Annotated in this window: 24 protein-coding genes and 1 pseudogene; 6 read left to right on the top strand and 19 right to left on the bottom strand. The window is 61.1% G+C overall.

Annotated elements, in window-relative coordinates; genetic code table 11:
• The first annotated feature begins 436 nt into the window (after positions 1–436).
• Positions 437–1,006, top strand: coding sequence for a TetR/AcrR family transcriptional regulator (locus RCH11_RS17655; RefSeq protein ID WP_327058335.1), 570 nt, complete (start codon positions 437–439; stop codon positions 1,004–1,006).
• An 86-nt stretch (positions 1,007–1,092) separates the two neighbouring features.
• Positions 1,093–1,584, top strand: a complete 492-nt coding sequence (locus RCH11_RS17650; protein ID WP_327058334.1) for an FBP domain-containing protein — start codon at positions 1,093–1,095, stop codon at positions 1,582–1,584.
• Between the two features lie 126 nt (positions 1,585–1,710).
• On the opposite strand, the gene RCH11_RS17645 is transcribed toward RCH11_RS17650, so the two are convergent.
• Together RCH11_RS17645 and RCH11_RS17640 are read right to left on the bottom strand one after the other, a co-directional pair.
• Positions 1,711–3,279: a S53 family peptidase gene (locus RCH11_RS17645; RefSeq protein ID WP_327058333.1), complete on the bottom strand. Its 1,569-nt coding sequence runs from the start codon at positions 3,277–3,279 to the stop codon at positions 1,711–1,713.
• Positions 3,280–3,799: 520 nt separating this feature from the next.
• Positions 3,800–5,040: pseudogene (locus RCH11_RS17640) on the bottom strand (IS256 family transposase).
• A 395-nt stretch (positions 5,041–5,435) separates the two neighbouring features.
• Here RCH11_RS17640 and RCH11_RS17635 point away from each other — a divergent pair.
• Entirely contained in the window at positions 5,436–5,828 is a 393-nt protein-coding gene (locus RCH11_RS17635; RefSeq protein WP_327058332.1) for a hypothetical protein, read from the top strand.
• Between the two features lie 114 nt (positions 5,829–5,942).
• On the opposite strand, the gene RCH11_RS17630 is transcribed toward RCH11_RS17635, so the two are convergent.
• From RCH11_RS17630 to RCH11_RS17600, 7 genes are all read right to left on the bottom strand, one after another.
• A complete protein-coding gene (locus RCH11_RS17630; RefSeq protein ID WP_327058331.1) occupies positions 5,943–6,944 on the bottom strand; it encodes a hypothetical protein in 1,002 nt (333 codons plus the stop codon).
• 436 nt (positions 6,945–7,380) lie between these two features.
• The gene (locus tag RCH11_RS17625; protein ID WP_327058330.1) at positions 7,381–8,016 is read right to left on the bottom strand and encodes an HAD family hydrolase; all 636 of its coding nucleotides are present in this window, start codon (positions 8,014–8,016) and stop codon (positions 7,381–7,383) included.
• A gap of 168 nt (positions 8,017–8,184) precedes the next feature.
• Positions 8,185–9,060, bottom strand: coding sequence for an alpha/beta fold hydrolase (locus tag RCH11_RS17620; RefSeq protein ID WP_327058329.1), 876 nt, complete (start codon positions 9,058–9,060; stop codon positions 8,185–8,187).
• Between the two features lie 133 nt (positions 9,061–9,193).
• Positions 9,194–9,694 (bottom strand): DUF4265 domain-containing protein, encoded by a 501-nt coding sequence (locus RCH11_RS17615; RefSeq protein ID WP_327058328.1) that lies wholly within the window; start codon positions 9,692–9,694, stop codon positions 9,194–9,196.
• A 772-nt stretch (positions 9,695–10,466) separates the two neighbouring features.
• Complete coding sequence (locus RCH11_RS17610) at positions 10,467–10,766, bottom strand: P-II family nitrogen regulator (protein ID WP_327058327.1); 300 nt, start codon at positions 10,764–10,766, stop codon at positions 10,467–10,469.
• 14 nt (positions 10,767–10,780) lie between these two features.
• Positions 10,781–13,267 carry a DUF2309 domain-containing protein gene (locus RCH11_RS17605; RefSeq protein WP_327058326.1) on the bottom strand — a complete coding sequence of 829 codons (2,487 nt, stop codon included), beginning with the start codon at positions 13,265–13,267 and terminating at the stop codon, positions 10,781–10,783.
• Entirely contained in the window at positions 13,264–14,823 is a 1,560-nt protein-coding gene (locus RCH11_RS17600) for a proton-conducting transporter transmembrane domain-containing protein (protein ID WP_327058325.1), read from the bottom strand. Before RCH11_RS17600 ends, RCH11_RS17605 begins: the two co-directional genes overlap by 4 nt.
• Before the next feature lie 97 nt (positions 14,824–14,920).
• On the opposite strand from RCH11_RS17600, the gene RCH11_RS17595 reads away from it, so the two are divergent.
• Complete coding sequence (locus RCH11_RS17595) at positions 14,921–15,208, top strand: helix-turn-helix transcriptional regulator (RefSeq protein ID WP_327058324.1); 288 nt, start codon at positions 14,921–14,923, stop codon at positions 15,206–15,208.
• A 496-nt stretch (positions 15,209–15,704) separates the two neighbouring features.
• Here RCH11_RS17595 and RCH11_RS17590 read toward each other — a convergent pair whose 3' ends face one another.
• From RCH11_RS17590 to RCH11_RS17570, 6 genes are all read right to left on the bottom strand, one after another.
• A complete protein-coding gene (locus RCH11_RS17590) occupies positions 15,705–16,709 on the bottom strand; it encodes a hypothetical protein (RefSeq protein ID WP_327058323.1) in 1,005 nt (334 codons plus the stop codon).
• A gap of 7 nt (positions 16,710–16,716) precedes the next feature.
• Positions 16,717–17,319, bottom strand: coding sequence for a MerR family transcriptional regulator (locus RCH11_RS17585; RefSeq protein ID WP_327058322.1), 603 nt, complete (start codon positions 17,317–17,319; stop codon positions 16,717–16,719).
• A gap of 132 nt (positions 17,320–17,451) precedes the next feature.
• Complete coding sequence (locus RCH11_RS18255; RefSeq protein WP_442789064.1) at positions 17,452–17,856, bottom strand: class I SAM-dependent methyltransferase; 405 nt, start codon at positions 17,854–17,856, stop codon at positions 17,452–17,454.
• Positions 17,857–18,499: 643 nt separating this feature from the next.
• Positions 18,500–19,105, bottom strand: coding sequence for a hypothetical protein (locus RCH11_RS17580; RefSeq protein WP_327058321.1), 606 nt, complete (start codon positions 19,103–19,105; stop codon positions 18,500–18,502).
• A 58-nt stretch (positions 19,106–19,163) separates the two neighbouring features.
• Positions 19,164–19,658, bottom strand: a complete 495-nt coding sequence (locus tag RCH11_RS17575) for a helix-turn-helix domain-containing protein (protein WP_327058320.1) — start codon at positions 19,656–19,658, stop codon at positions 19,164–19,166.
• A 359-nt stretch (positions 19,659–20,017) separates the two neighbouring features.
• The gene (locus RCH11_RS17570; RefSeq protein WP_327058319.1) at positions 20,018–20,710 is read right to left on the bottom strand and encodes a TetR/AcrR family transcriptional regulator; all 693 of its coding nucleotides are present in this window, start codon (positions 20,708–20,710) and stop codon (positions 20,018–20,020) included.
• 62 nt (positions 20,711–20,772) lie between these two features.
• On the opposite strand from RCH11_RS17570, the gene RCH11_RS17565 reads away from it, so the two are divergent.
• Positions 20,773–21,075 (top strand): hypothetical protein, encoded by a 303-nt coding sequence (locus RCH11_RS17565; RefSeq protein ID WP_327058318.1) that lies wholly within the window; start codon positions 20,773–20,775, stop codon positions 21,073–21,075.
• A gap of 199 nt (positions 21,076–21,274) precedes the next feature.
• On the opposite strand, the gene RCH11_RS17560 is transcribed toward RCH11_RS17565, so the two are convergent.
• Together RCH11_RS17560 and RCH11_RS17555 are read right to left on the bottom strand one after the other, a co-directional pair.
• Positions 21,275–21,808, bottom strand: a complete 534-nt coding sequence (locus RCH11_RS17560; RefSeq protein ID WP_327058317.1) for a hypothetical protein — start codon at positions 21,806–21,808, stop codon at positions 21,275–21,277.
• A gap of 360 nt (positions 21,809–22,168) precedes the next feature.
• Positions 22,169–22,912, bottom strand: a complete 744-nt coding sequence (locus RCH11_RS17555) for a class I SAM-dependent methyltransferase (protein WP_327058316.1) — start codon at positions 22,910–22,912, stop codon at positions 22,169–22,171.
• A gap of 341 nt (positions 22,913–23,253) precedes the next feature.
• Here RCH11_RS17555 and RCH11_RS17550 point away from each other — a divergent pair, with 341 nt between their 5' ends.
• On the top strand, positions 23,254–23,469 hold the full coding sequence (locus RCH11_RS17550; RefSeq protein WP_327058315.1) for a hypothetical protein: 216 nt from the start codon (positions 23,254–23,256) through the stop codon (positions 23,467–23,469).
• Positions 23,470–23,734: 265 nt separating this feature from the next.
• On the opposite strand, the gene RCH11_RS17545 is transcribed toward RCH11_RS17550, so the two are convergent.
• Together RCH11_RS17545 and RCH11_RS17540 are read right to left on the bottom strand one after the other, a co-directional pair.
• On the bottom strand, positions 23,735–24,376 hold the full coding sequence (locus RCH11_RS17545; protein WP_327058314.1) for a hypothetical protein: 642 nt from the start codon (positions 24,374–24,376) through the stop codon (positions 23,735–23,737).
• A 359-nt stretch (positions 24,377–24,735) separates the two neighbouring features.
• Positions 24,736–25,275: a hypothetical protein gene (locus RCH11_RS17540; RefSeq protein WP_327058313.1), complete on the bottom strand. Its 540-nt coding sequence runs from the start codon at positions 25,273–25,275 to the stop codon at positions 24,736–24,738.
• Between the last annotated feature and the right edge of the window lie 473 nt (positions 25,276–25,748).

The following is a 25,748-nucleotide window of genomic DNA, read 5'->3' as shown; positions in this document are numbered from 1 at the left end:
CAAGGCCGGGCCCATCGTCACGCCCACCCACGACAGCATCCGAAAGAAATCGAAAAGACACCCTCAACAAACCGAAACGGTGGATTCAGGCTAAGCGGTGGTCGCTACAACGGTTGCCTTTGCAGTGTTTCGTGAATGACCGTTAGCTGACAGCACCAACCGTCGCAAGTAATTTCCGACTTCTATATCAAAGCACTCAAACCGAATCTCAGCCGTCGCGCCCGCCCGTCAGCGTAACCCTCTAAGGGCTGTGACCTCGGCGTGCGCGCGCGTGCTGAGCTTGCATGGCGTGTGTGTTGGCGCCCATCTCGGTAGCGATGGCTCTGCATCGAGTGACGGCGATCCGAGAGTAAGACTCCTCACCGACATCAAAGAATTACCTAGAGGTATTAGGCAAATACCTTGCTATCATAGGGACTGGGGAAAGGTGGCCATCATGGCACGAATAGGGCTGACGACGCAACGCGTGACCTTCGCAGCGGCTGACCTGGCTGACGAGATCGGTTTCGAGGGTGTGACCGTCTCGGCCGTTGCGCGCATCCTCGGCGTCAGGGACGCGAGCCTCTACTCCCACATCAAGAATGTGCGGGACCTCCGGACGAGGGTGGCCGTGCTGTCCTTGGCAGAACTCGCCGACTTGGTCGCGTCCGCATTGGCTGGCCGTGCGGGCAAGGATGCGCTGGTCGCCTTCGCCAACGCCTACAGGCGTTATGCGTTGGAACATCCCGGGCGATACGCCGCAGCACTGCTGGAGCTTGACCCTGAGGTCGCCGCGGCCAGCGCGGCGGGTAGGCACGCGTCGATGACCAGGGCCATCCTCCGGGGCTACGCACTCGAGGAGCCGGACCAGACCGACGCGGTGCGGCTACTGCACAGCGTGTTCCACGGATACGTGAGTCTGGAATGTTCCGGTGGCTTTCGAAACACGCAGCGCGCAGCGGATGCATCGTGGTCCAGGGTTCTGGACGCCCTCGATGCTGTCCTGAACAACTGGCCGCCGGCCTGACGACACCGTTTAACGCTCCCCACCCAGGACCCCATCACTCGCAATCCACGGATCAGCGACACAGACAGAGAAGGCATCCGCATCTCATGCTCCAGCTCACCGCCACAGACATTCGGTCATCATTCATCAATGCTTCACTCAGGGAACGAAAGGCGCTCACCCTTCCCCGGGACCTCGAAAACCTGCCATGGGACAAACTCGACTACCTCGGCTGGCGGGACCCCAAGATCCCGGGAATCGGATATGTCATCGTTGAACTCGAGGAGGGCCTGGTCGGAATTCTGCTTCGTCAAGCCGACGGGAAGACAAAAACGCGGCCCCAGTGCTCGTGGTGCGAAGACGTGCATCTCCCGAACGACGTGGTGTTCTTCAACATCAAGCGGGCCGGCCAGGCAGGGCGCAACGGAGACACGGTCGGCACTCTCGTATGCGCCGGTTTCGAATGCTCTGCAAACGTCCGCAAGCTCCCCCCGGTCGCCTACATCGGCTTCGACGTGGAGGCAGCGCGACAGCGACGCATCGAAGCGCTGGGAACACACGTCCGCAACTTCGTACGTAATGTCCGCGACGGAAAGTAGGGCCGCCCGCAAGCTAACGTCTAGTGCGACAGCCTAATAACGACACAGCAGGGACGGTCGACCATTCCAGCCGCCATTTCCTCGAAGCTCCCGGCCGCCGCCTTGTTATTCGCGGGGAGGTTTCACTCATTGCAGCGCGGTGAGGGCCGCGACGAACCCTGGAGCTTTTGGCGTACCCCATCCGGTCGTCGCGTCATAGCCGCTCGTGGTCGGATATCCCGGCACGGAGAGCTGCCACAACCCGTTATCCACGAGGTCACCGACTGACTTCTGCACAGTCCCCACGCCGACCTCGTTTCCGGCGAAGGCTTTCGGCGCAGTGCCGTAGTGCATCGGTGTGATATCCGAGTAGGCGTTCCCGTTCGCACCCACGCCCGCGTAGAGCAGCGGGTCGAGGAACCCGATGGGCGCCTTGTGGGCGGCTTCGCGCGCGCGGTTGACGAGCGCAACGAGTCCGGCTGTCTGGGGCGATGAGGACGAGGTACCGCCGTAGAAGCTCCAGCATCCGGTCGCCTGGCCGCAGTTGTACTGGGGGAACGCGCTGATGTAGACGTCGACCCCGCCGTTCACCGCGGCATTCCACGCCGTGTCGGGCACCACGCGCCCACCGGCCGGTCCGGCTGTTTGCCAGGAGGGCTTGCTGTAGATCGTGCTCACCCCGCCGCCGCTTCCGATCGGCGCCCAGGATTCGTTCCAAGCCGCTTCGCTGTTCCCGGAGGGTGTGGACTGCCAGTAGGCAGGGTTATAGTCGCCACTCGCGGTGAACGCGTCATTGGAGGACGGATTCCAGGTCCAGCCCCGCTGCAACTGGGTGCCGCCGACGGAGACGACGTAAGGCGATGACGCCGGCCAGCCCACCGTCGGGACTGAATAAGTACCAGTGTCTCTCTTCAGCTTGCTCACGCCAAGGCTGCCGTCATCGCCGCTGGAGGCGAAAAAGTTGTCGTGCCTCGCCAGTCCCTTTTTGAAGACCTGATCGAACTTCGCGGTCTGGGCGGCAGCGGCTCCACCGAACGTTTGCTCGGTGATTCCGAACGACATCGAGAACAGCGTGCCGTCGGGGGCGGTATCGATCTCGTCCGAGATGGCCTTGAACAAGTTGGGGAGCCCCTGCACACCCTCGGTCTCGGCCGGCGGCACGGCGAGGAGCACGATGTGCGCGAGCGGAGCGATGGAGTAGGCCCATTCGATGTCGAGCGTGGCCTCACCCGACCAACCGGCCGCGGCGCTCGGACCGGACTGCCCATTTCCGTTCGCCGTGTTGTTGTACTGCGGGTTCCCCTGCGGGAACATCTGGTCGAAATTCGGTGCTGGGAGTGCGGGGAAGAACGTGTCGTGGAAAACGCCGAGGTCCTGCGCCGCCGTGGGGCTGCCGTAGGCATCGACTAACACGATCGTCTGATCCTGCCCCAGGTTCGGCTGCCCGCCAGCGTCGGCGATTGAGTTCACGCCGTAGGCGGCCCGGATATCGGCGGGCGTGTAGCAGTGGTAGAAGTTCACGGGAGTGCCGTCCGGCAAAGTGCAGGCGGTCGCGGCGCTCTCATGCCCGGAGAAGACTGCCGCGGTCCTCGGCACCGACATCGCGAGTGGGATCACGTGGGAGGCCGCTGCCGGGGCGATGGTCAATGCGCCGACGATCGCTCCTGTCGCGAGAAGTGCGATTGTGGCTTTCGCCGCGAGCAGGTGTGAGTGCATTCTGGGCCCTTCGTTGGGTAGAAGCGGATATAAATCCGGTCTACTCCCCTTGACGGCAGCCGTCAATCAATTCGAAGCCTGTTCGAGGCGCAGCTGACAGTGGATGATCGTCAACAGGGCGCAACTGGGTACGATTCCCGAGCCGCAACGAGGATGCCGAACTTTACACGCGTGGCTTCGTCGTCGACGGATGAAAGTTTGCTGATTGCCGCTAAACCCTCGTCCTGGTCGAACTCGGCCCGGCAAACAGCGCCAATGCACCGCCCGTCGTCACTAACTGGTCCAGGCAAAAGCGAGTCGCTGCTTCTCATGACAGACGGTCAACGCGACAGATCCTGGGCCAGTCCAGTTCTTCGCCGAGCGCGCCGACGTTGTGTCATTTGAGAACACCGTGTGCGCTTCTCGCTGTGACGCTACCGTTTAGCCACGGAGGTAATGATGCAGAAGCTCTCGGCCTCAGCCGAAAAGTGGTCAAGTCCTTTTGTGTGGTGTATCTGAATCTTTGTGATCCTTCGGTTGGTTAGGCGCTAAGGGCGTGGAGTTCTGGGGTGGCCTCCTCGGGTTCGTTGGTGCCGACGGCCTGGGATTTGGTGAGGGCGTCGAGACCGAGATAGCGGCGGGCCTCGGCCCACTCGTCGTGTTGCTCGGCGAGGACAGCGCCCACGAGGCGGATGATCGCGTCCCGGTTGGGGAAGATCCCAACAACGTCCGTGCGACGGCGGATCTCCCGGTTGAGTCGCTCGTTCGGGTTGTTCGACCAGATCTGCCGCCAGAGCTCCTTCGGGAAGACGGTGAAGGCGAGGATGTCTGCGCGGGCAGCATCGAGGTGGGCGAACGCTTTCGGCAGTTTGTGTTCCAGCGCGTCGAGGACCCGGTCGAACTGGGCGTGCACCGAGCCGGTATCGGGCTGGTCGTAAACGGAGTGCAGGAGTGTTTTCACCCACGGCCAGGAACTCTTCGGGACGGTGCTCATCAAGTTTGCCGCGTAGTGGGTGCGGCAGCGTTGCCAGGCCGCTCCGGGCAGGGTTGTCGCGGTCGCAGCAACCAAGCCGGCGTGGGCGTTTCGAAGTGACGAGTTTCACCCCGGTCAGACCCCTGGCGGTGAGGTCGCGGAAGAACGTCAACCAGCCGGCCCCGTCCTCGGTGGTGGCGACCTGCAGGCCGAGGATCTCGCGGTGCCCGTCCCCGTTGACGCCGGTGGCGACCAGCACGGCGACGTTGACCACCCGGCCGCCCTCACGGACTTTCATCGTCAGGGCATCGCAGGCCACGAACGTGTAAGGGCCAGCATCCAACGGTCGGGAACGGAACTTACGCAACATGCTCATCCAGGTCGCGGGCCATCACCGAAACCTGCGACTTCGACAACGACGTGATGCCGAGGGAGTCGACAAGTTTCTCCATCCGCCGGGTCGAAACGCCAAGAAGGTAACAGGTCGCCACCACCGTCGTCAGGGCCCGTTCGGCCCGACGGCGCCGCTCCAGTAACCAGTCGGGAAAGTAGGTGCCCTGCCGCAGCTTCGGGATCTGAACATCGACCGTGCCGGCACGGGTGTCGAAATCGCGGTGCCGGTAACCGTTACGCCGGTTAGTGCGATCATCGGAGACGGTGCCGTAAGCGGCGCCGCAGACGGCGTCCGCGTCAGCAGATAGAAGTGTGTTGATGAAGGTGGAGAGCATATCCCGCAACAGGTCTGGACTGGCTTGGGCCAGGTGTTCCTCGAGGAAGCGGGCAGGGTCGATACTGGGTGCGACGGTCATCGTCGTAGTTCCTTTCGAGATGGATTTGAGACTTCTCTCGAAGGATCACGCGGTGACCGTCGCCGTCTGCGACGACACGCTCACCGAGATCCGATACACCACGTTAAAGGACACAACCCGAAAAGTCAGGAGAGAAGCCAGTCATCGTGCTCATGGCGAGTTGTCTGCTGGGACCGGCAGCTTGGGACCCAGTCGCATGTCACCTGCGAACGCTCGGGTGGGATGTAGTCATTGCCCCGGACGAGGGATTCGCCCCATCGACTCCGCAGGAGGCCGCAATCGCGTACGCTGCGGCCGTCCCCTCCGATCACCCGGTGATCTTGGTCCCGCATTCCAATGCCGGCAGTTTCATTCCTGCCCTCATCGCACCACGGAACATATCCTCAGTTGTATTCGTGGACGCTGTGGTCCCGGTCGAATCGGGTACTCAGCGGATCGTTCCCGCAGCTCTCGTTCCTAGCCCGGCCACCCGATCACTCATAGAGGCGAAACAACCGACATTACCGATCGATTTCCTGATCGGACAGCTTGAGATCGAAGCCGGATGGAACGAAACGCCATCCGCATACCTCGCCTTCGGTAGCACCTACGCGGAGGAACAAAGCAGAGCCGAAGCCGAAGGACGGCCGGTCGCAACCCTGGACGGCCGACACCTCCACATGCTGATCGACCCAGAGCGCGTAGCTTCGGAGATCATCGCGCTGATTCGTTCGTGGGCCGAACCTTCAGCGCAACAGATCTCTGGCGGGTCCACCAACGGCCGAGAGTGCCGATGCTGTGTCAATTAGGAACGTCAGACGGACCGCTCGATCGCAAACCTCGGTTGGGTGTTTCATGGGCATTCCCGAATCCTTTCACCAGAAAGAAAACGGCACGAAACCCGGGACGGTTCTATGCGACTGTCAGTTGGTTGGGGTCGCCATTGGGGATTCGGCATATGCCGCGTGCGTGCGTGCGTATTGGCGTGCGCGGCGGATGCGAACGATCTGGAGGGGTAGCAGAACCACTAGAAACGCGATCAGGAGAATGATCACGATGATTGAGTATTCATTGGCACTCCCGTTTTGCAGGGCAGGGATCTGCTGGAGGAGCAGGCCGGCATAAAGAAGGACGATATTGGCCAGCTGAAATGGCATCGTGACCGTGATGACGGCAGCGTACCGGGCCGCCGCCACGAGGTCGCGGTCATCGAGATCGATGTTCTTGTTCCGTAAGACGACTCGGGCCACTCGTCGAAGGCGGGAAGGGTCCCGGTCGGTGACGTCACGAAGGCGACGATTCCATCCCATTGTCGAGAACACGCTGACGCCCCCGGAAATGATAAATGCAAACGACAATGCGAACGGGAGCAGCTGCGCTACCCTCAGAGTGCGGGGGAAAACGGTGTTCGCAATCCCGAGTCCGATGATTCCAAGCGCGAATACACCGACGAAAGTGATGACGGTAGCAAGGATGCGTCTGCTGATCTGGGATGGTTCGATCGCGACCCAATCTGATGCCGGGGGCCGGTGAGTGCGGTCATATCGATAGAGCGCAGGCCCAACAAGCGAGGCGACCGTGGTCAGGAGCACGCCGCCGCCGATGAAGATAATCGGGATGAGGGCACCGGCCCGTGTCACGACCGCGTACACGACGGTCACGACCGCTGCCAGGACCTCTAGACCGATGACCACCAAAATAACTCGGCGGTAGTACCGCCGGGAATCCTCGGACCCGGTAACGTCCCAGAAGGCGCGGACAGACCCAAGTGTGAGCGGCCCATAGACGAATATCATCAGCGCCAGCAACGCTACAAAGACCCAGATCGCATATTTGTCGTCCGTGTGCACAACGAGCAGGAACACGCCTCCCATCAGGAGACCAGTCGTGATGACGATGAACAGGATAAACGCCACGATGCGCATGAGCCGCCTCTCGGGTAGGTGGTGTTTGCTCAGCATGACATGGGACAAAGCCCAATGGAGTGCCCTCTTCGCAGCGGTTTACGCGACGCGAGCTGCAACACTCGGGGGGACGAAACCTGCGAATGACCGGTCGACCAACACGGACGTCACTTGTCGATGTGCATCTATTCGGCTTTCGCCGATTATGGATCGCAAACCCGAGCGCCCCGACCATTGCGCCGCCACCTATCGAAAGCGAAACCGTGCGAATCGCAATCATCCTGGCCATATCCACACTCAACTATGCGGCCGGTCCCGGTGAGGAAATGACTGACACATCGCCGAAAGCCGGACGGTCAGCGCGGCAGGTCGAAGGCCAATCCACCCAACGGCGTCGCGGGGAGACGCTGTGTCGCTGGGGAACGTCATGTGGGACAGAGCGAGCGATTCGGGCTGGTCAGATTCGGGTGGCAACGGCTGAAGTGATCTCGGCGAGAGTGTCAATGCGGGCGGTGGCGAGGATCGCGTCTGGGCGCTGGGCATGAAGGTAACCCCACGGACCTCGTCGGATGAGGATCGTTTGCATGCCTGCAGCGCGCGCGGGCAGCACGTCGTTATCCAGCCTGTCACCGACATATACGATGTGCTCCGGGGACGTGCGCGAGGACTCGATGACCCGGGAGAAAAACTCAGGCGAAGGTTTCGATACGCCCCATTCCGCGGAAGATGCGATGAAATCCGCCTCGAACCCGGATGCACGCAGCTCAGCCTCTGCTCCGGCAGGCTGGTTACCTGCAATCCCGACGATAAGGCCAGCATGACGCACGGCCCGCAAACATTCGAGTGCATCCGGGTAGAGATCAACTCCACGGATGATTGGGGCCTTGGCTGGTTGAGCGACGTCAAGCACGTCCCAAACCCGATTGTGGTGCTCGCCGCGTTCGATGACAGCACCGAGTACCCCGGCAAGCGTCAGCGGAGTGACCCCCGCCATCTCAGCCAGCTCTGCCCAGGCCCTCGACTCATCGACAAGGGTCTCGCCCACGTCGAAGACGATGGCGCGAACATCGCGTAATAGTTCAAGAGTGCTCACAACACCCGAGCCTAAAGGCAGGTAGATGTTCTCGCCGGGTGCCCGGAGGAATGACGCTTTGCGACGCAGTTATAGAGCGAAAGTGACCATCGCAACGTGGCGCTCGACGTGTGTCACTTGGGAACCGTCATCCGCTCTCTTACGGGGCAGCAGATAGCAGCCAATTTTTCATTCTGTGAGAATGGTGATGGTTTCGGAGGCGACAAGACCAGGTTCGCTGATCGGGACCATGTGTGCTGAGCGATCCGCCGGAACGAACGACGCTCCTGCGTTCTGGGCCACGGTCTCTTTATGTGCCTGAATAATTGACGCTCGGACCTTCCTGTCGAGAACGCCCGCACGTTGTCCAGAAATCACCCGAATGGGTAGTTCTCCAAGCGCGGCGGGGGCGTCACGTAGTTCCTCAAGTCCGTCGAGCACGTGACGTATCTCCGCAGTGGTCGCGCGAGCGGCTGGGCGAGAACACGATGCCGAAACCACTGCGCTCAGGAGAGGATCCTGCAGACCCACGATGGTTTTGCGAAATAGTGGGCCAAGGATCCGCAGCCGTGCAAGGGGCGGCATCAATGCTGCTTGGGCGGAAAATTGGCGACGCGCAGTATTGGAAAAGTACAGTTCAGAATTCTCATCGCTCTGGTCTACCAGCACCAGCCCGGTCACCGGTTGGCCACGCTTCACACGGAGAGTTGCGACCACGCGGACAATCGGGCCACCCCAGCTATGCCCAACCAGGACAAGCCTCCGATGCGGGAACGCGTCGATGACCGTATCGAGATCAGCTGCCAGGCGGGCCAAAGTCCGTGGGTGGTCATCGGGATCGCTTTCCCCGTACCCAGCACGCTCATACGCGACCACTCGTGTGTGAGCGGCGAGCAACTCGTGGACAGGACCCCAATACAGGCCACTGATCCCCAACCCGGCCTCAAGGACGACAAGATCTGCCCCGTTGCCGCGCACCATGGCGTGTATATGTCGGCCATCTGGTGTGGTGAGCAGACGGTCCTCGCCCAAGAGCCCTTGGTACGAAGTCGCTTTAGTGGACATGCCCACAGAATAGCGAAGAGGTGACTGAGCCTCATTCCGAAGGGCCCGTAGGCCGGAGGGTGAGCGCGACAGTAGGGCCTGGGTGTTTTTCCGAGTCTTTGCGCTATCGCTGGCGGGTCTCGTTTTGCGGAAATCACAACCGTCCCGTCTCGTAGGTCAACAGGCCGGCGCGTTCGTCAGACGCGAGCTTGCTAGCGACCACCTCGGCGAGGTCGCGGCCGCACGAAAACGCAATCAAACGGCGACTCATGACATCAACGAGACAACCGGCTCGTGCGTACCCCTCCGCAACGAGGTGCAATGCGCCCGGTACGTCGTCCGACAGCCAGACTCGATACGTCCACTGGTCAGAGCGCTGGATAATTCCGGTGCACACCAGGGGACCTTCTGCAGACTTCATTGTCGACACACGATCACCAAAGTTCATCTCGTGAGCGAAAACAGGAATAGAACTCAGCTCGACGACTCCCTCGGAAATAGGCAGTGCGTTCAATCCCTCCCAGAGCTGTTGCCCATTTTCGGGAGGTAGAGCAACCCAAACCATTTGAAGCTGTACGATCTCACCGACGACTGGGACCAAGCCTTCACCATCCCACCTGGTGACCTTGCTGGGATGCTGCCGATACTCGTTCACGCAGCCAACCTAGCGGGCGTGATCAGCTCTGCACCGTTCTCAAGCGGAACGTTGACCGGGGCTCAGTGGTGCGTAGTTCCCATCGCGGCTTCTCCTGCTGCAGTCATCAGCCCCTGTGCGTGAAGCGCTTCAAACATTCGTTTGTTGCGTTCCGATTTGGTTCCTCGAGTTCGACGTGGCGTGAACTTCTGGAGGTATGTTTGCGCGTCACCGCCGTGTCGAGTTGACTCACTCCAGCCGAAACATAGACCTTCTTCCAGCAGGTCATGGAATCTGATACTGCGTAGAGCTGTCCCAGATCTTGCGAGCCGAACCCAGATCCCGGATGAACGAGCATGTTCCAGGTGGAGCCAGTCACGGAGCTCTGCCCGGGTTGCGAAGGCGACCACGGGCAACGTTTCGTGGATGATTGCCGTTGACGATTCCTGGTTGGAAGAATTGTTGTCCTGGGCAAACTGTTGTTCCATACCGCTGACACTATCGGAGACCACCGGCACTGTTCGAGGGAAGACTGCCGCGACAGATCTGGTGCCCAACCTCCAAACGGTAGAGCGCACTGATGCTGTGTCACAGGGGAACGTTCAGCGGGACGCTGTGTGGTGCGCTTGTAGGAATCTTGCTTGCTGTTACCGAACTTGGTCTGTGTCCAATGCGCGTGGAGCGGTGACAGTGGCGCCCAGTATGTGGTGGAAAGCATCCCGGGCAAGGAGTTCCTTGCCATGCATGGTGGCGAATGTCACCGTCCGACCCGTATAGGCAGACGACCTTTGTGTCATTGGAAGTATTCGGGGCGGCTGACATGGGTTTCGGCGACGAACATGACCCCGCTGCCAGCCTCGAGCAACTGGCGCACGGCATCGATCAAGGCCGGTGCGCGATCGGGGGGCAGCACAGTGATGAGCATGGTGAGGGTGTCGTAGTCATTGAAGAGCAGGGCCCCGGAGTGCTGGCCGTGGTGTCCGATGCCGGAGACTCCAGACACGGAGGTGTACCCGGTGGCTCCAGCAGAGGTAATCAGGTCGCGAATCGGGGGTGCGTCCCGGCCGGAGATCACAATCTCGATTCTGATCATCTGTGTCAAACCATTCACTGGGTTGCTCCTTCTGGTGGGGGTGAGACCGGCTGCAGGGGTAACCAGCCGTAAGGGGTGTAACGCTGCCAGCCTCTGCTCGGGTCAGTGCGTGCGGTCAGGGTGATCCAGTCGTTGTCGAACAGGTCCCGCAGCACTTGGTTGCGGCTGACGATCTCTCCGATTTTTTCCAGTGGTGCTTGCGTGATGACGGCAAGGCGCATGGGTTCGTGGAGGAGGTCGTCGCCGAATCCAACCGACTGCCACGGGAGTCCGCGGCGGAGGTCGCCGCCCTGGCCGCTGAGTACCCCGAGGGTTCCGATTGCGTTGTGTACGGTCTTGGTTCCGGCGCCGAGCCGGTCGGGGTTGAGGGCGGAGAAGTAGTACTGATGGTTGATCCACTGGGCGACAACGAGCGGGGCGGTGAGGATACTTTCCAGCGCCGACCCGTCGGGGTCAAGTTCGGTGCGGTAGGAGTGCAGGAATACCCGGCGGTGAAGGTCGATACCGCGGCTGAGTTCCCGCGGGCCGATGATCATTGCGGCGTTGCCCGCAAGGCCAAGCTCCGGATATACCTCCGCCCAATCGTGGGCGCGTCGCCGCAGCCGTGCGGGGGAATGGCGAGGTGATGCTCCGGGTAGGTCCTTAGCCCGTTCCGTGACGAGTCGGTCGGCGGCGGTGCGCTGCAGCTTTTCGAACTGCCGAAGCGCAGTGCGATGGGTGTCAGGCACCAAGTGGGTGTCGAGGGCCGCAAGACGGTCGGAGACGGTGTCATGTTCGGCGGCCAGAAAAAAAGTGTCGTTCGGAATTATGATTCCCCGGATCGCGAGCACTCCTCTTACGTCCAAGTCGTTGAAGATTGCCGCGGCGGCCCGCGCGTTGGGGGCGCCAGGGTTGCCGCCGCAAGCACCACAATCCAACGCCGACTGGTACAGGTTATTGGTGCTCGTCGACTTGTGACCGGCCAACACTACAAGCGATGCGAACTGGTTGAGTCCCATCATCCGAACCGCAGTTTCGGCCAGTTGCGCGCGTTCGGTAAGCGTGAACGCGGTGGACACTGTCGTCGTGGAGGGTGACGGCGGCACGGTGATCGAATCGAGTCGGCGGGCGAGGGCTCCGGCGATCCCGGGAGTCAGGGTTTTCAGAAGGGTTCCGATGCCGAGAAACCAGCCTGCCGTTTCGGCGAGGGCAAATGGTGCCGCCGCCACGTTGTCACCGGCATGCAGGCCCGAAACCAAGGCATCCCGCAGCCTTAGCCGAGCCCTTTGGCGCACCCCCGTCGTGCTATCGAGGGGCACGTCGGTGACGGTGTGCCGGGGCGAGAGCAGGGCGGGCAGTGAGTTCACTGCTTCGCGCGCGCCGTAGCCGAGGAACCGGATCGGCACCGCGAAGAAACCGGCGAAACCGAGGGTCTCCACCTTCGGGGTGCGCTCCAGATGGCGGCGGATACCCTCCGAGCGGGAGTCGATACACATCACCAGTTGCATAAGCGGGCGATCCGTCGGCTGTGCCTGGCTTCGGAGGGACGCCAGGAGTCCGTCCCGGTAGTGCAGTTCATAGGCTCGCTGCCAGGTGAACGGATGCTGGTGTTGCGGATGGAGCGCCAAGAGCCGCGCGACGGCTCCCACCGTAGGCCGATCGATCGTCGTGCTGCCGCTGAGGTGCAGGGCCAACTGTTCGGCACGCATCCACACGTTTCTCAGTGACGGCTCGGCGTGTGACGGGAGATTGTTGGGCTTTGCGCCGGAGGGGAGAGGCTCGCCAAGAACCCGTCGCAGAGTGAATCGCACCGCAAGGTAGGAGGTGAGGTCGATGTCGCCGATATGCTCGGCCCGCCATTTGATCTGAGCGGCCCAGCCGGGAAGCCCGGCAAGCTCAGCCCGCATCGCCCGATCCACCTCTGAGTCGAGGATGTCGAGGCCGGCGATTGCTTCGGCAAGGGCGTCATCCGCCCGATCCGGTAGCGATCGTAGTCGACGCCGGGCCCGCAGTGAGATGTTCGTGTCGTGGCAGGCCAGACGCCGCCACGCCTCGTAAAACCCGGTCCTACGGTCGGGCATCGCCCACAACGGATCCGGATCCAGGTACGCGGCTACCCACTTCGCGGCCAGACGATCGACTCGATCCATCCGAGGGTGCGTCATTGCCTGTTGTGAAATTGATGACACGAGAAGAGGGAGTTCGGCGGCGAGCACCTCTGCACCGGTCAAAGTTAGTGCACCGATTTTCAGTTGCCCGTGACGTGCTTCCGAAGTTCGGCGGAGCTCGGGAATTCTCTCGCATATCGCAGCGACCAAGTCTGTATTGGTGATGCGCCCGGTGCGATAGTCCGAGTGGAACGCCGCGTCGGTGCGAGTGAGCCGGGCGGCGCCGGCAGCGTGCTCGAAGGGCCGCCCTTCCTCACCCGCCAGCGGGTTCACAGCAATGAAGGACTCCAAAGGCCAGGACGGCACGATGTCCTGCGCGGCCTGCGCGACTTTCGCGCGAATCAGAAGAGTCATCGGTGGGTACCTTTCACAGTAGGGAGGGAGGGTGTTGGCCGTTCTCGGGTGTGTGTAGTCGCCGCCGCGAGAGTCCGCGCATAGACGATCCGCCGCAGCGGGCCCGCGCTGCTACGGGGACGTACGAAGATTTCGATGGCGAAAAGAGCAACCGCGGGAATAAGGAGCAGCCAGGGGGAGGCCACAGCGCCGAGGAGGACTGGGGCCGCGATCAGTGAGTCGAACACGCCGAGGAACGCGGTGTACCCGAACGCGAGCGCGACGATGCTGGCCGCCCCGATGGCGAGCGTGACAACGGAGAAACGCACCAGCAGCATCGCCGCAAGTGAGACCGCCCCCGTGACGGCGACGAAGGCGAGGAAGGCAACGCTCACGACTGAAATCTGCGGCGCGAGTATCAACTGGGCCAGCAGGAGGGATGCCGGCGGCAGCAGAACCGCGCAGGCGATCGATGCCACGAGCACCCGACTGCGTACCGGCGCCCGCGCCGGCCATCCCCGCTGCCGCGCATGTCGGCGAACCCCGGAGCCTGCCCCGAGAAACAGTGCCGATTTGAACAAGCCGTGAGCGGTGAGATGGAACACCGCCGCCGCGAACGCCCCCAGTCCGCAGGCCATCATCATGAAGCCCATCTGCGCCATTGTTGAGAACACGAGTTTGCCCTTGACATCTGCTTTTACTAAGCGAATGAGTGAGGCATAGACGACAGTCGAGGCGCCGAGGAGAAAGATGGCCGTCATCGCACCGGTCACCTCACCGAACACCGGCGCGAACCTGATCACGAAGATCGCGCCGGCGTTGACCACACCGGCGTGCAGGAGGGCCGAGACCGGAGTTGGGGCAGCGAGGGTTGCCGGCAGCCAGCCGTGGAAAGGAATCTGGCTTGAGCGGGCCAATGCGGGAAGCAGCAACAGGGCAGCTAGCAGCAAAGCGAGCCATTCGGGCATCCCGGCCGTTACCCGACCAATTCGGTCAAGTGGCACGTCGCCGCCCGCGCTGATGAGAATCACGATGACCGCAGCGGAAAGCGCGAGGTCACCAATTGCGAACCGCACCGCAGCGCGGCGCACCCCATCCCTCGCTTGAGGCGAGTTGGGGTAGGTCGCAAATAAAGCCAAAAGAGAGACACTGACAGCAACCCAGGCCGCCGCGAACAGAGCGACCGAATCAGCGCTCACCATCAGTGCAGAAAATCCCGTGACGAGGTTGGCAGTTACGACGAACCACCCCTGCCGGGAGTCTCCCCGGAGGTAGCGAACCGCGAATGACTGGATGACCGCGCTCAAGCCCAATATCAGAAGCAACATCAGCACTGCAAGGACATCGACCACCAGAGCGACCGGGCCGATTCCGATCCGGCGGACTCCGGTACCCGGTGCGCTGATCGCTGCCGCCGCCACAGCTACAAACCCGAACCCCGCCACAACGCTCGCAGACCGGGCGGCGTAATCGCGCCAGACCCGACTCCGTCTGCCGACAAAGCCCATGGCCGCACCCAGAAAGGGAGCCCCGATCGCACCGAGCACGAGTGCGATTTCGCCCACAATTAGTCCCATCCATTAGCTGCTCTTCGATACCGGAATAACATAGCAGGTATTACGAGTCGTGAATGGTATTTAGAGAGAACTATCACCTGCAGGGTATTGTGACGTCATGGCGCATTGGACGTTTCTTACGAATCACGCGCACGTGCTGATGTGCGTGTCAGAGAACCCGAACGTGAGGCTGCGGGATGTCGCCACCCAGGTCGGCATCACGGAACGAGCAGCCCAACGCATCGTGACTGAACTTGAGGAAGCCGGATATCTCGAACGGGAGCGGGAGGGACGGCGCAACAGCTACCGGCTCAACCCCGCAATGCCTCTGCGGCACCCTCTGGACCGCGACCACCGCATCGGTGAGCTGCTCGCAGCATTCGCAATCCGCACCCCAGCCACCTGACCTGCGCAGTATGCACGGCCCGCTGTGGGTACCAGCGACACACCTTTCGGGCCGAGACATGCCCGCGCTGACGGCTCAATCAGTGATTCGAGACTGCGTCTTTCCCCGCCCGATCAAGTTGCGTGTTTCCACAGCGAGCTGCCCGTCCGGCCGGTCCCGCCCCTGAAGTCGATCGGAGACAGCGACGAAATCGCTAACCGACTCGCTTTTGAAACCAGCTCTACCTATTAGCTCACCGAGGTGTGTCAAGCCCGCTGTTCGCAACCAGGACTCTCGCTGCGCGGCATTACGGTTTTTGCGAAACCTGGACTGAAGCTGAATTTCGAGCTTAATCTGGTGTCCGCTAGCGGAACCATCTACGGCCATTTCAACCAATTAAGCATCGGCCGAAAACCGCAACTCGCCTAATAATCCTGCTGGCCTTCTCGAACGTTTTCGTTCTACTGTTACCGAAACCCCGTATTGCGGATAAGTCTGGCGTTCCTCGTTTCGGATATTACAGCCCAGCGTCCGAGGTAGTCACCAAGCTGCCCTCCGTGCCTGTTGTGAGGCGTTTTCTGCGCACCACGATTACCGCGCAGGCCGCCGCAGCGGCGAGGAACAGCACGGTCGAGACGGTCGCGATGGCGGCATCCGGATGCACGATCGATTCGCCGGACAGCGCCTGAAGGGTGAGCACCGCGATGACACCGAGATAGAGCGCCGCGATCACCACGAGAATGCCGAGCCGGGTGCCGGAATCGCGCAGGGCCGCGACGCGGCGATTGCCCAGCTCGAGGAGCAGCGCTGCGATGGGGATCACCTGCACGGCGTGCATCCCGACGAAGTGGGGGATACGCAGGTCGCCCGCAACGGTGCTCCAACCGAGCAGCGGCAGACCGGGGCCACCATCGGGGAGGCCCACAGTGTGGGCGCCAGCAATCCCCTGGAAGTGTGACAGTTGGGCGGCGGTTGGGCTCGTCATCAAGAACGCGAGCCCCATGCCGATCACCGCGATGATGAGGCCGGAGCGGATGGCGAAGCTGCGAGCGGGGTCACCAAGATCGGCGCGAAACAGCAACACGGCCACGAGGATGGTTGCGGCCCAGACGATCACGATCGACACCGCCATCGTGCCCCAGATCGCCGTCGAGAACGGTGTCGACACGTTGAAGTGGCTCGTTGTGTCCGCGATGGCGGCCCCGTCGATGGCGATTATCTCCACGGCGAGGAAGGCAGCGGTCACCGTGCCGGCCCACCAAGCGAGTCGGCGGCGACGCGGAAGCTGGCCGAGTAGCCAGGACAGCGTGACGCTGTAAATCAGTATTGAGAGGGAGAACTTGAGTGGCTTCTCCCAGAGCGGCATCCCCGTGATCGTACGGGGGTCCACCACCAGCCCGACGAGGGCAATCACGGAGAGGGCGCCCATGGCGAGGGCGAGCCAGAGCAGTGGTCTGTGCCCACCGAAGCGGGTGAGGATGGAGGCGGGGGACGCATTGAGCGTGCGGGTCATGGTGGTCATTTCTTCTTCAGGAATATCGCTGGGATGTGACGTGCTCCTGGGCCGCACGGCGCAGCGCGGAGATCAGGGCATCGCCGAGTACGGTGCCGACAACGACGGTTTCGGCCTTGGCCGCGCGGTCGGGTCGCGACTGTATCTCATCGAGGTCGGCGGCGGCGATCAGTAGGGCGGCCTCGGCGTAGCGGGCGTACCAGCCCCGCTCATCCGTCTGCCCGACTCCGCGGAAGGCGGAAAGTACTCGTGCTGCGGCGAGACGCCCGGGGTTCTCCGGTGAGACGTGCCAGCCCTCGAGCAGCGCGTCGATGCTGGCGAGATCCGCTGGTTCGAGGTCGCCCGGCTCGATGGCCGCCGACACAGAGCGCTGCGCCACCTTGAAGGCTTCGGGCAGCGAGGCATTCGAGTCAATGGCTTCGAGCACGCTGCGGGCGGATACCACGCTGAGCCCGCCGACGTCGATGAGGGCGCGGATGAGACGCAGACGATCCAGGTGAGCAGCCCCGTAGCTGGCCTGGTTAGCTGTCTCGCTCTCGCCCGCAGGCAGCAGTTTTTCTCGGAGGTAGTACTTGATCGTCGCCACCGGGATGCCGCTGGTGGTGCTGAACTCAGCCATTCGCATACAGATAGTATAACTATCCGACAGTGAAACTATCTAGTAGTGATATTCTCAGACTACTGCGGAAAAAGGCTCTCAGGACTACACCTTCACACTCATGTGAAAGCCCTCACCTGTATTCGTGCCATCTCAGGAGTTTTGTTCGCACTGTGGGCCAGCACCGATGAGGCGGGTCGAGCACTCAACCGAATGCTTCGAGCCGCCGACTGTACAGCTAAACGACATTTGGCTCTTAAACTTCGACTGTCCTCCTACGGCCACCTCGACAGATAAAGCAACGGCCGAAAACCACAACCCACCTGACACCCCCGCTGGCCTTATCGGAAGTTTTCGTTCCACTACTACTCGGACCCCGGTCGCTCGGGCGTATGCGATGAATTCAGCCACACGGTCGATGCCGTGCACGGTAACTCCATGCTCTGCAAGATAGCTCGTCCAGTGTCCGGAACCATATCCCACGTCGAGCGCCGCACCGGTGATCTGATCTGCCAACGTGGTCACGAACAGGCGATCCGACGGGTAAACCACCTCCATCGATCCGAGATGCTTTACCTACTCCGCTGCGCGGCGCGAGTAGGCGACGTGAACCTCGCTACTCATAACTTCCAGCACAAGCGAATAAGGCCACTCATGCCCGGTAGCCGGACGATCAGCGGGCTACTTTTCCGCTATCGCTGCAGCCCGCCGGAGACCACTTTTCGACCCGATCGGCCGCCTGTAAGCGGAACGTTTATCGGGGCGCTTCCCTCAAGATTCGTGTCGCGGTGCTCCCTGCTGGCTCCACGTCGTTACAGGTGCAAGTTCGCCCAACGTTGAATGGCGGTGCGGATTGCCTCGGCGTTTCGTTTGCCGCCGTAGGAGGAGGCGAACCGCTGATCTGCGACGTATATCTGCGACAGCCTGATGGGCGCGTCGCGGGTCGGCTGGCGGCCGGCCCACTGCCCCCGTGCCGCACGCCTAGTGTTCGGTCACCAGTGCCTGGATTTAGGGAGCGCTTGGGTCTAATCCGTCCTCGGCTGCGGCGCGGAGCGATGCGTTTACGTCCGTCGTTCGACGATCCATGTTCGGGTGCTCCGAAGCGTCTCTAGCCGCCGGTACGGTGATCGGCGGGAGAGACATGTCGATCTCTGTCCATCTCTGTCCATCTCTGTCGATCCCTGTCGATCTCTGTTGCTCATTACCAGGCGAGTGTGAACCAAGCGATCGCGCCAACACACCCAACGAAAGTAATGAGCGCTAACCGGGTTGGCGTGCTGAACGGGTTATGACTGCTGAACCCGAAAAACGAGTTCGCGTTCAGGAGGTGCAGACACAGACCCCCGCTGAGCACACCCACAAACGCCGTCGGTCGAGCGGTGAGGAGCACAACGGCGGCGAAGAAGATGTACTCGGTAACGAAGGCTGTCCTCGGATACTGCCAGAGCCCGAATCCGAGCGTGCGGTCTTTGCCACCGAAGCCAAGGACGGGCAGGTCCGGCAGGTGCACCACAAGATCGAGGACCCAGTGTGAGAAGGCGGCGACCCAGAACAGCACCCCAAGCAGAACACTTTCATAGAGAAGAGCGACGATCGCGGCGGGCACCAGCGTGAACAGGTTGCTGAGCACCAGCGAATGGGAGAACGGGTAGGAGTCGAATCGGATAGAACGTTGCAGTGGGTCCTTGCGGTTCACCGTAACGTGTTCGCGGCCCATGACGACGAGGACAGGCCACACCAGGTCCGGCCAGGCGACGCCCACGGCTATCGGGATGACCGGCGAAGCCGGCACGAGTGTAACCAACACCGCAGCAGCTGCGAAGTGACCGATATACATGAGATTCCGTCGCGGGCGCGAAACTTGGTCAGTAGTCTGCAGCAGCCCTCGGCGGGAGCGAAAGGGGATACTTCGCATCCAACCGTGGGCCGATGACTATTCGGAAGAGAAAGCCGAAGAGCAACCGGACTCCAGCCCAGTAGGCCGGGATGATGAACCACCCCAGCCACGACAAAGTCCCGGTGAACTCCAGAACGATCGTCGCGAAGGTGACCAGCACTCCAACGCCTTGGAACAGATACGTGAACGCATGCGTGATGGAATCACGGCTGGCTTGCTGTGCGCTCTTACGAGCATCCAGCTGTTCCACCGCCTCAGAGAAGTCGATGCTCTCAACGCTGACAAACAGTTCCCTGACAGGCACCCCGAGCGCATTCGCAATCAGCGCGACCGTGTCCAAACTGGCGTCGTTGCCCGCTTCCAACCGTTGGATCGTTCGCCCCGCAACCCCGCTCTCCACCGCCAGCCGCTCCTGAGTCCAACCGCGGGCCCGACGAAGTTCACCGATGCGTGTTCTGTTCATGCACCCAACATAGGAAACAACCCGGCCGCCACGCCACGACACCAACACGACAATTCGACGACAACGCCCGACATGATGAAACCAGATCAACTTCTGAGCGAGGCACCGCCCATATGCATGGCCGTATGCCGGACCTCCTGCGCGACGGATCTGGGACCAACCCATTCAGTCGCCGAGAACCACGAGGCTGTGTCACAGGGGAACGGCTTGCGGGTCGTTCGGCGTGCTGGCCCAGCGGTCTCAAGGGGGTTGATCTCAAATGCTCAATGCACTGAGGTCGGCGCGAAGCCTCAAGACGTGTCTAAGCGAACAGTGGCGCTCCGGCGGGCCCGCAACGCATTTCTGAAGGACCACCGTCGTTAGGGTCGGCCCGGCACGCGGCCTTGATCAAGGGGAGTACCCGGTGAGGCCAGGAACAGTCTGGACCACATTTCGTAGAGGTAGTCGCCGAAACGTTCGGCGCTCCATCCTCGGGAGTCCACGAGCTGGGTGTAGTGCTCTGCTCCGGCGGTGGCCCACACGATGTCGCCGATGACTTCATCCGATAGGTCGGGGCGAAGAGCCCCGGTCAGGCGCAAGTCGGCTGCGAACAGAAGCATGTTGGTTGCGCGTCGGGTCGATATTTCTTTGTGGAGGGCGGCGCAGTCCGGGTCGGTTCGCGCTGCGTCCCGCAGTGCCATGAAGATGGGCGCGGTTCTTGGGCTCATGGCGGCGATCGCAGCTGCGTAGATCTGGAACTTCGTCGCGGCATCCGGTGTTTCTCGGATCCGTCGCACATAGTCGCGCCGTTCGGCGGGAATGGTCTGATCGCTACCAGATATCGCTGACTCCACGACCTGGCGAAGCAGTACCGGCTTTCGGCCGACAGCTTCGTACAGCGTATCCACGGACGTTCCCGCCGCGTGCGCGATTTGCGCCACCGTTGTTGCCACGTATCCGCGTTCGGTGAAAAGGGTCCACGCTGCCGAGAGGAGACGAAGACGGGTGGTTTTGGCTTGCATGGCTCGCTTCGTCGAGCGATATTTTCGCGGAGCATTGACATCGGTCGTCATGAGGACCACAGTAGTGCATATTCACCCGATAGTAGTTCGGATCAAATAAGGAGTGGGTCGATATGGTCTATGCATACATTCAAGACGTTCCCATTGACTCAGCGGGGTACCGCCGAATCATGGATAACCTCGGCACTGAGCCGATCACGGGGTCGATCCTTCACCTCTGCGTCCGCCGCGAGGATGGCGGTCTCCGCTACATAGACGTATGGGAGTCCGAAGAAGCCTGCACCCAGGCATTTGACCAGCGAATCCACGCTGCTGTGGATGCGGCTTTCGGTGGACACCGTCCAAGTACTGAACCAACCGTGCAGGTACTCGACGTGCTGGACATCACAGGGGCCACCCTCCCCGCGAGCGTGTGATAACCCACTTGGCGGGCGATAACGTGACATGAACCCAAGGGACGATCAACGGACGCGATTTCGTGCCCTCGCGAGAGCGTGCTCGAGACCACTTTTCGACCGATGCGGCCGCCCGTAAGCGGAACCTCTTCCGCATAATCTGGAGCCGGCAAAAACTTCGACTGCCAACAAGAGAATGGCCAAGCAGGGCTCATAAAACTTAGGTAAGCGCGACGCCATCATTCTCTGCAACCAAGACTCCATCGACGAAGCCCCTTATCGGCTGAGGTTGCGCGAAGGATGCAAATAGAGTGCGTCGTTTCTCGATGCGAACAAGGTGTTTCTCGTTCTCGCCCACTTCGAACTCGGAGACACGAACAAGTCGAAAGCTAAGCGTCACCAATTTTTTCTCTATCAAGTTGCCGTCGACGGTTATTGTGATCCAGCCCCATACCTGATCCCAGAAGAATGCGACCACGTGCTGTTCGTGCTCTCCAACAGTGAAGACCAACGTGTGGGATCGATCGGATTGACTGGTGGGAGCTTTACTTCCGGGCTGGTTCCGTGTCGGATCTTTCGTCAGCACCACAAACAAAACAATCCCGATACCGATCAAAAGTGGTCCGACGAGAACGAATAACGCGGTGTGGGACGATCCATTGTTGATGTCGGTGATGACCACCACGGTTATCAGGACACCCAGCACCAGCAGCCCGGTCGCCACCATGGTAATCAGAGTTCGAACGTTCCGCATCGACGAAGCATATCCTCGGACCTCAGGAGCATCGGAGACAGCGACGAAATCGCCAACCGACTCGCTTTTGAAACCAGCTCTACTCATTAGCTCACCGGGGTGTGTCAAGCCCGCTGTTCGCAACCAGGACTCTCGCTATGCGGCATTACGATTCCTCCGAGGCCTGGACTGAAGCTGAATTTCGAGCTTAACCTGGTGTCCGCTGGCCGAACGCTCTGCGAGAATCCTGAACGTGGAGGCGATGTTTCGCGTGACCAAGTCACCTACCAGGAATCATCAAACCTAGCTTTTGCGCACGACCTCGGTGGGGCGCCATATTACCGAGCAAGACTATTAAGGTCGCCGTCTCGCATCCTGCGATCATGGCCGGCTGACGATCTCATCCGTTCGCCGCTTGAGTGTCGCCTCTACTTGTTCCGAGTCGATGGCAGTCAGGGATACGCTCAGCCCTGCGTCAGTCGCCATCTGCCGGAAGCGGTCGTGCTCGTACCAGTGAATGATCCAGTCTCGGTGCTCGACGATCGCGTCCACTCCGCTTCCAAGTTCGTAGCGAACCGTAGTCGTCCTCGTGCGGTTCACCAGGTCGTATTTTTCGCTCTCGACCACGTATCGAGCTGCAACCCCGCCCATGTCTGCCGTTAGCAGGAGACCGTACTGTTCTGGGGATGTGGGTGGCGGTGTCCACAGTGGCACGAGGGCTGTGCCTCCCGGAAGCAGATGATGAGCAATGGCCTGGAGAGCGCGCAGTGCGGTTGCGTCGTCGGCGAGGAGGTTGAACGTCGGCCCGGCCAGATAGATCGATGCGAACTGGCGATCAAGATTCAAATCCTCCATCCGCTGTTGGTGGATTGGTGTGGCGATCCCCTGCGACTCAAGGCGCTGGCGCCCTTTACGAACCATGTCTGCGGAGGAGTCGACGCCTTCAACGTCAAATCCCTCACTGGCAAGATCGAAGAACGGCCCGTCATCACCGCACCCTAGTTCCAGTGCCGGCGAACCCTCATACTCGATGAATGCTCGATACCGATCGGTTCCGAAGTGCGTGCCCCGAAGCACGGCGTAGACCTCCGGAACGATGCCTGTATAAAACTCTGCCGGGTGCATTACTGGATACTAACGGCGGGCGCTAAACGGCTCATCGCGACCCGATGACCCCTGAACCAAACGATGGAGGTGCTCAAATGGCAACTGACAGCCCGCAAGCCGGACGATCAGAGCGACACCGTGCGTGGTCATTTGGGGAACGTCCAGTACACGGCGCAATTCCGAATTGACCGCACTACCCAAGCGGCCGATGTCGGAAATGATTTCCCCATCCCAGCCTCGGCGTTCAGGCTCCCGCGGAACCGATGCGCTCTGCGCCTCAGTGCTCACGCCCAAGTGACGATGTTCCTCGGTGCTGACTTCTTCGAATCCGAAAGGTGGGAGCGAGTAGCGTGCGTAGTGTGAAATGGTGGACCAACATGCGAGTCGTTCAACGATTCCTTCTAGTCGGGTTGTTCGTCTGCTTACTCGGTACGATCGGCTCTTTGCTCTTTGACTATGCGTTCTGGCCGTTCTCCATCGTGGGATCTGTCTTTGAAATCATCACTTTCGTCATGGTCGTCCGTCAGGGGCTTAGCGCACCGGTCCCCGGGCGAGATGACCTCACCAAGCGCTGATTCGGCCGTCACACCTTCACCGCTGGCGACTTCTGCCATGTGAACCGCCCCAGGTTTCGTGCCGCCCTCTTTCCGGGGAATGATCGCGGTTCACGATCGGCGCGGGCGGTCTCAGCCATTCAAGCGCTCGTCGCGTGCACGAAAGTTACATCGAATTGGATATCCGACGAACAAGGTGCGCGTAAGCGGGACGGTAAGCGCGACAGAACTGGGGCCACATGACCCAACCGTCGAACATGCCGATGTTGTGTCACAAGCGGAACGGTTACTGAAACAGCCCGAGGGCTTCGCTGTACCTTTTTGGGTCGTCTCGGGTTTCCGCGGTTAAGAGTAGGGTGTGCTGTCCAATCACTCTGGTGTAGCTGCCTCTGCACGGAATGACGACGACCTTGCTCAGTCCCGCCTTCCATGCCGGGATTAGGGCCGCGAGTGAGACCCGCTCTGGTGCTTCTTCTAAGGTCTGGTAGCGAGGGTGAGAATTGGCGCCGAATTGAGCTTGATTCCAGACCAGGTATTGGTCGGTGAAAGCATCATCGCTGAAGGTATCACGCCAGCTCGGACCGACGAGCTCCTGCAGTAGAAGGGCACGTTCGACTGCTCCGATCGCGGTTCCAAGAAGTTGCTCGAAAACGGTTGCATCGCGAATCTGCCCCGCGTGCTGGAGGCACGCCTGCCAGATCGAAGGCCAGGCTTCCTGCCACTCCGCAATCTTGCCCACAGGCACCGCCTCGTTATGAGCGCCGACAGGGGTGACCGAGAGAAGTGGTGCAAGATCGTCTCCGGCTGGCTGCAGACTCCATGCTTCACGAACCCAGAGCAGGTCAAGCAGTGTCTGCAAATCGTCTTCGATAGTGAGGACCATGTCGTGTGGCCAGGGATTGCCTGGAATCGGAACGGACGAAAGCATCTAATCCTCCTCCCGGAAGGGCTCTCACTGAGTCTCACCTGAACCGAGCCGAACACGCAACCTAATCCGACGCTCCCCTGCCAAACGGTCCCATTACCTGCCCATCCCGAGGACACAGGAAATCCTCACAGAGGGAACGATAACCGGCACCGGGACCTCGACACGCGCCGACGTCGCGATGTAGAAGGTTCGCCCTGAGCCGCCGAGTTTCCAGCATGCTAGATCAGCTTCGGCCGCTCCTGTCCACGGATGCGCTGGACAGATTTCAGCGCGCATCGGTAAGCAGCATGTCCACCGACTGACTAACGGTCGGTACCAGCGTCTATCGCCGTCGTGGGCTCATGCAAGGCCGATTCTTCCTACGTGGTTGTCGCGGTCCGTTGCGAGAGTTGGTTCTCAAGTGTCTCGATTTTGGCAAGCTGACGGTTGGCCCAAATCGGGTAGGCAATAACAGCCGCGACGAAGAAGACGATTTCGAGTCCCCACAGCAGGTCACGTGCCGAGTCGGCGAACAGGACGTATACGCCGAGCAGAGCGAACAGTCCGAACTCGACCGGGCCAACCCACCGGTAGAACTTGGCCTGGCGCCGACGCCGATCCAGGAGTGGACCCCATTCTTCTGCGCTCGCGATCTCCGGCAGCTTCCCTTCTTTGATCGCAACCGAGACCAAACGCGCCGTCGCTACGCCGCCAGATCGGCGGCGCTGGAAGCGAATAAGCAAGCTCATTAAACTCCCGAAGACAAGACCGCCGATCACGGCACTAATCACGGCGGCCCAGTTCAGACGTGTTAGGCCAATGGCAACGTTGAGTAGCAGGTTGATTCCGCCAAACAGGATCGCCATGACAAAAGCTACGACAATGATCGGGGCATCACTGAGCCGGTCACGAAGATTCATAATCCACTCCCATCACAAGCGACACCGATGCGACAGCCAGTCATTGTCCCCTCTGCGCTGACAACCAGCACTGTACTCCTGCGACCAGCAGGCCTCTTACCGAGTCGGGCTGCGCGTTCCGTCGAGGACGTGCAAGGGCTCGGTACCACCGCTCCCGTGCCGTACCCTGTTGCCGTTCGTTAGCCGGACGATCACCGGACGCGATTTCGTGCCCTCGCGAAAGCACTCCCAAGAACACTTTTCGACCGATTCGACCGGCCCGCTAGCGGAACCTCTACAGGTCACGCGCATTCCTCAGCGGGACATGATCCCGGAAGGCTCAGGCCTTAAGAGCCGCCACAGAGAACATCAGCGGCACCCGCTCGCGACCCGAGGCCAAAGCAAATCCGGCCGGCGTCTCTACGAGTGGGGGCAACGGCTTCCAGGGTATAGCGGCCCGTCCACCCTCGCAGGCCGTCGAGGTGCGAGTGTGG

Source organism: Glaciihabitans sp. GrIS 2.15, from assembly GCF_035984695.1.
Lineage (GTDB): Bacteria > Actinomycetota > Actinomycetes > Actinomycetales > Microbacteriaceae > Lacisediminihabitans.
This window is presented reverse-complemented; position numbering and strand designations above follow the sequence as displayed.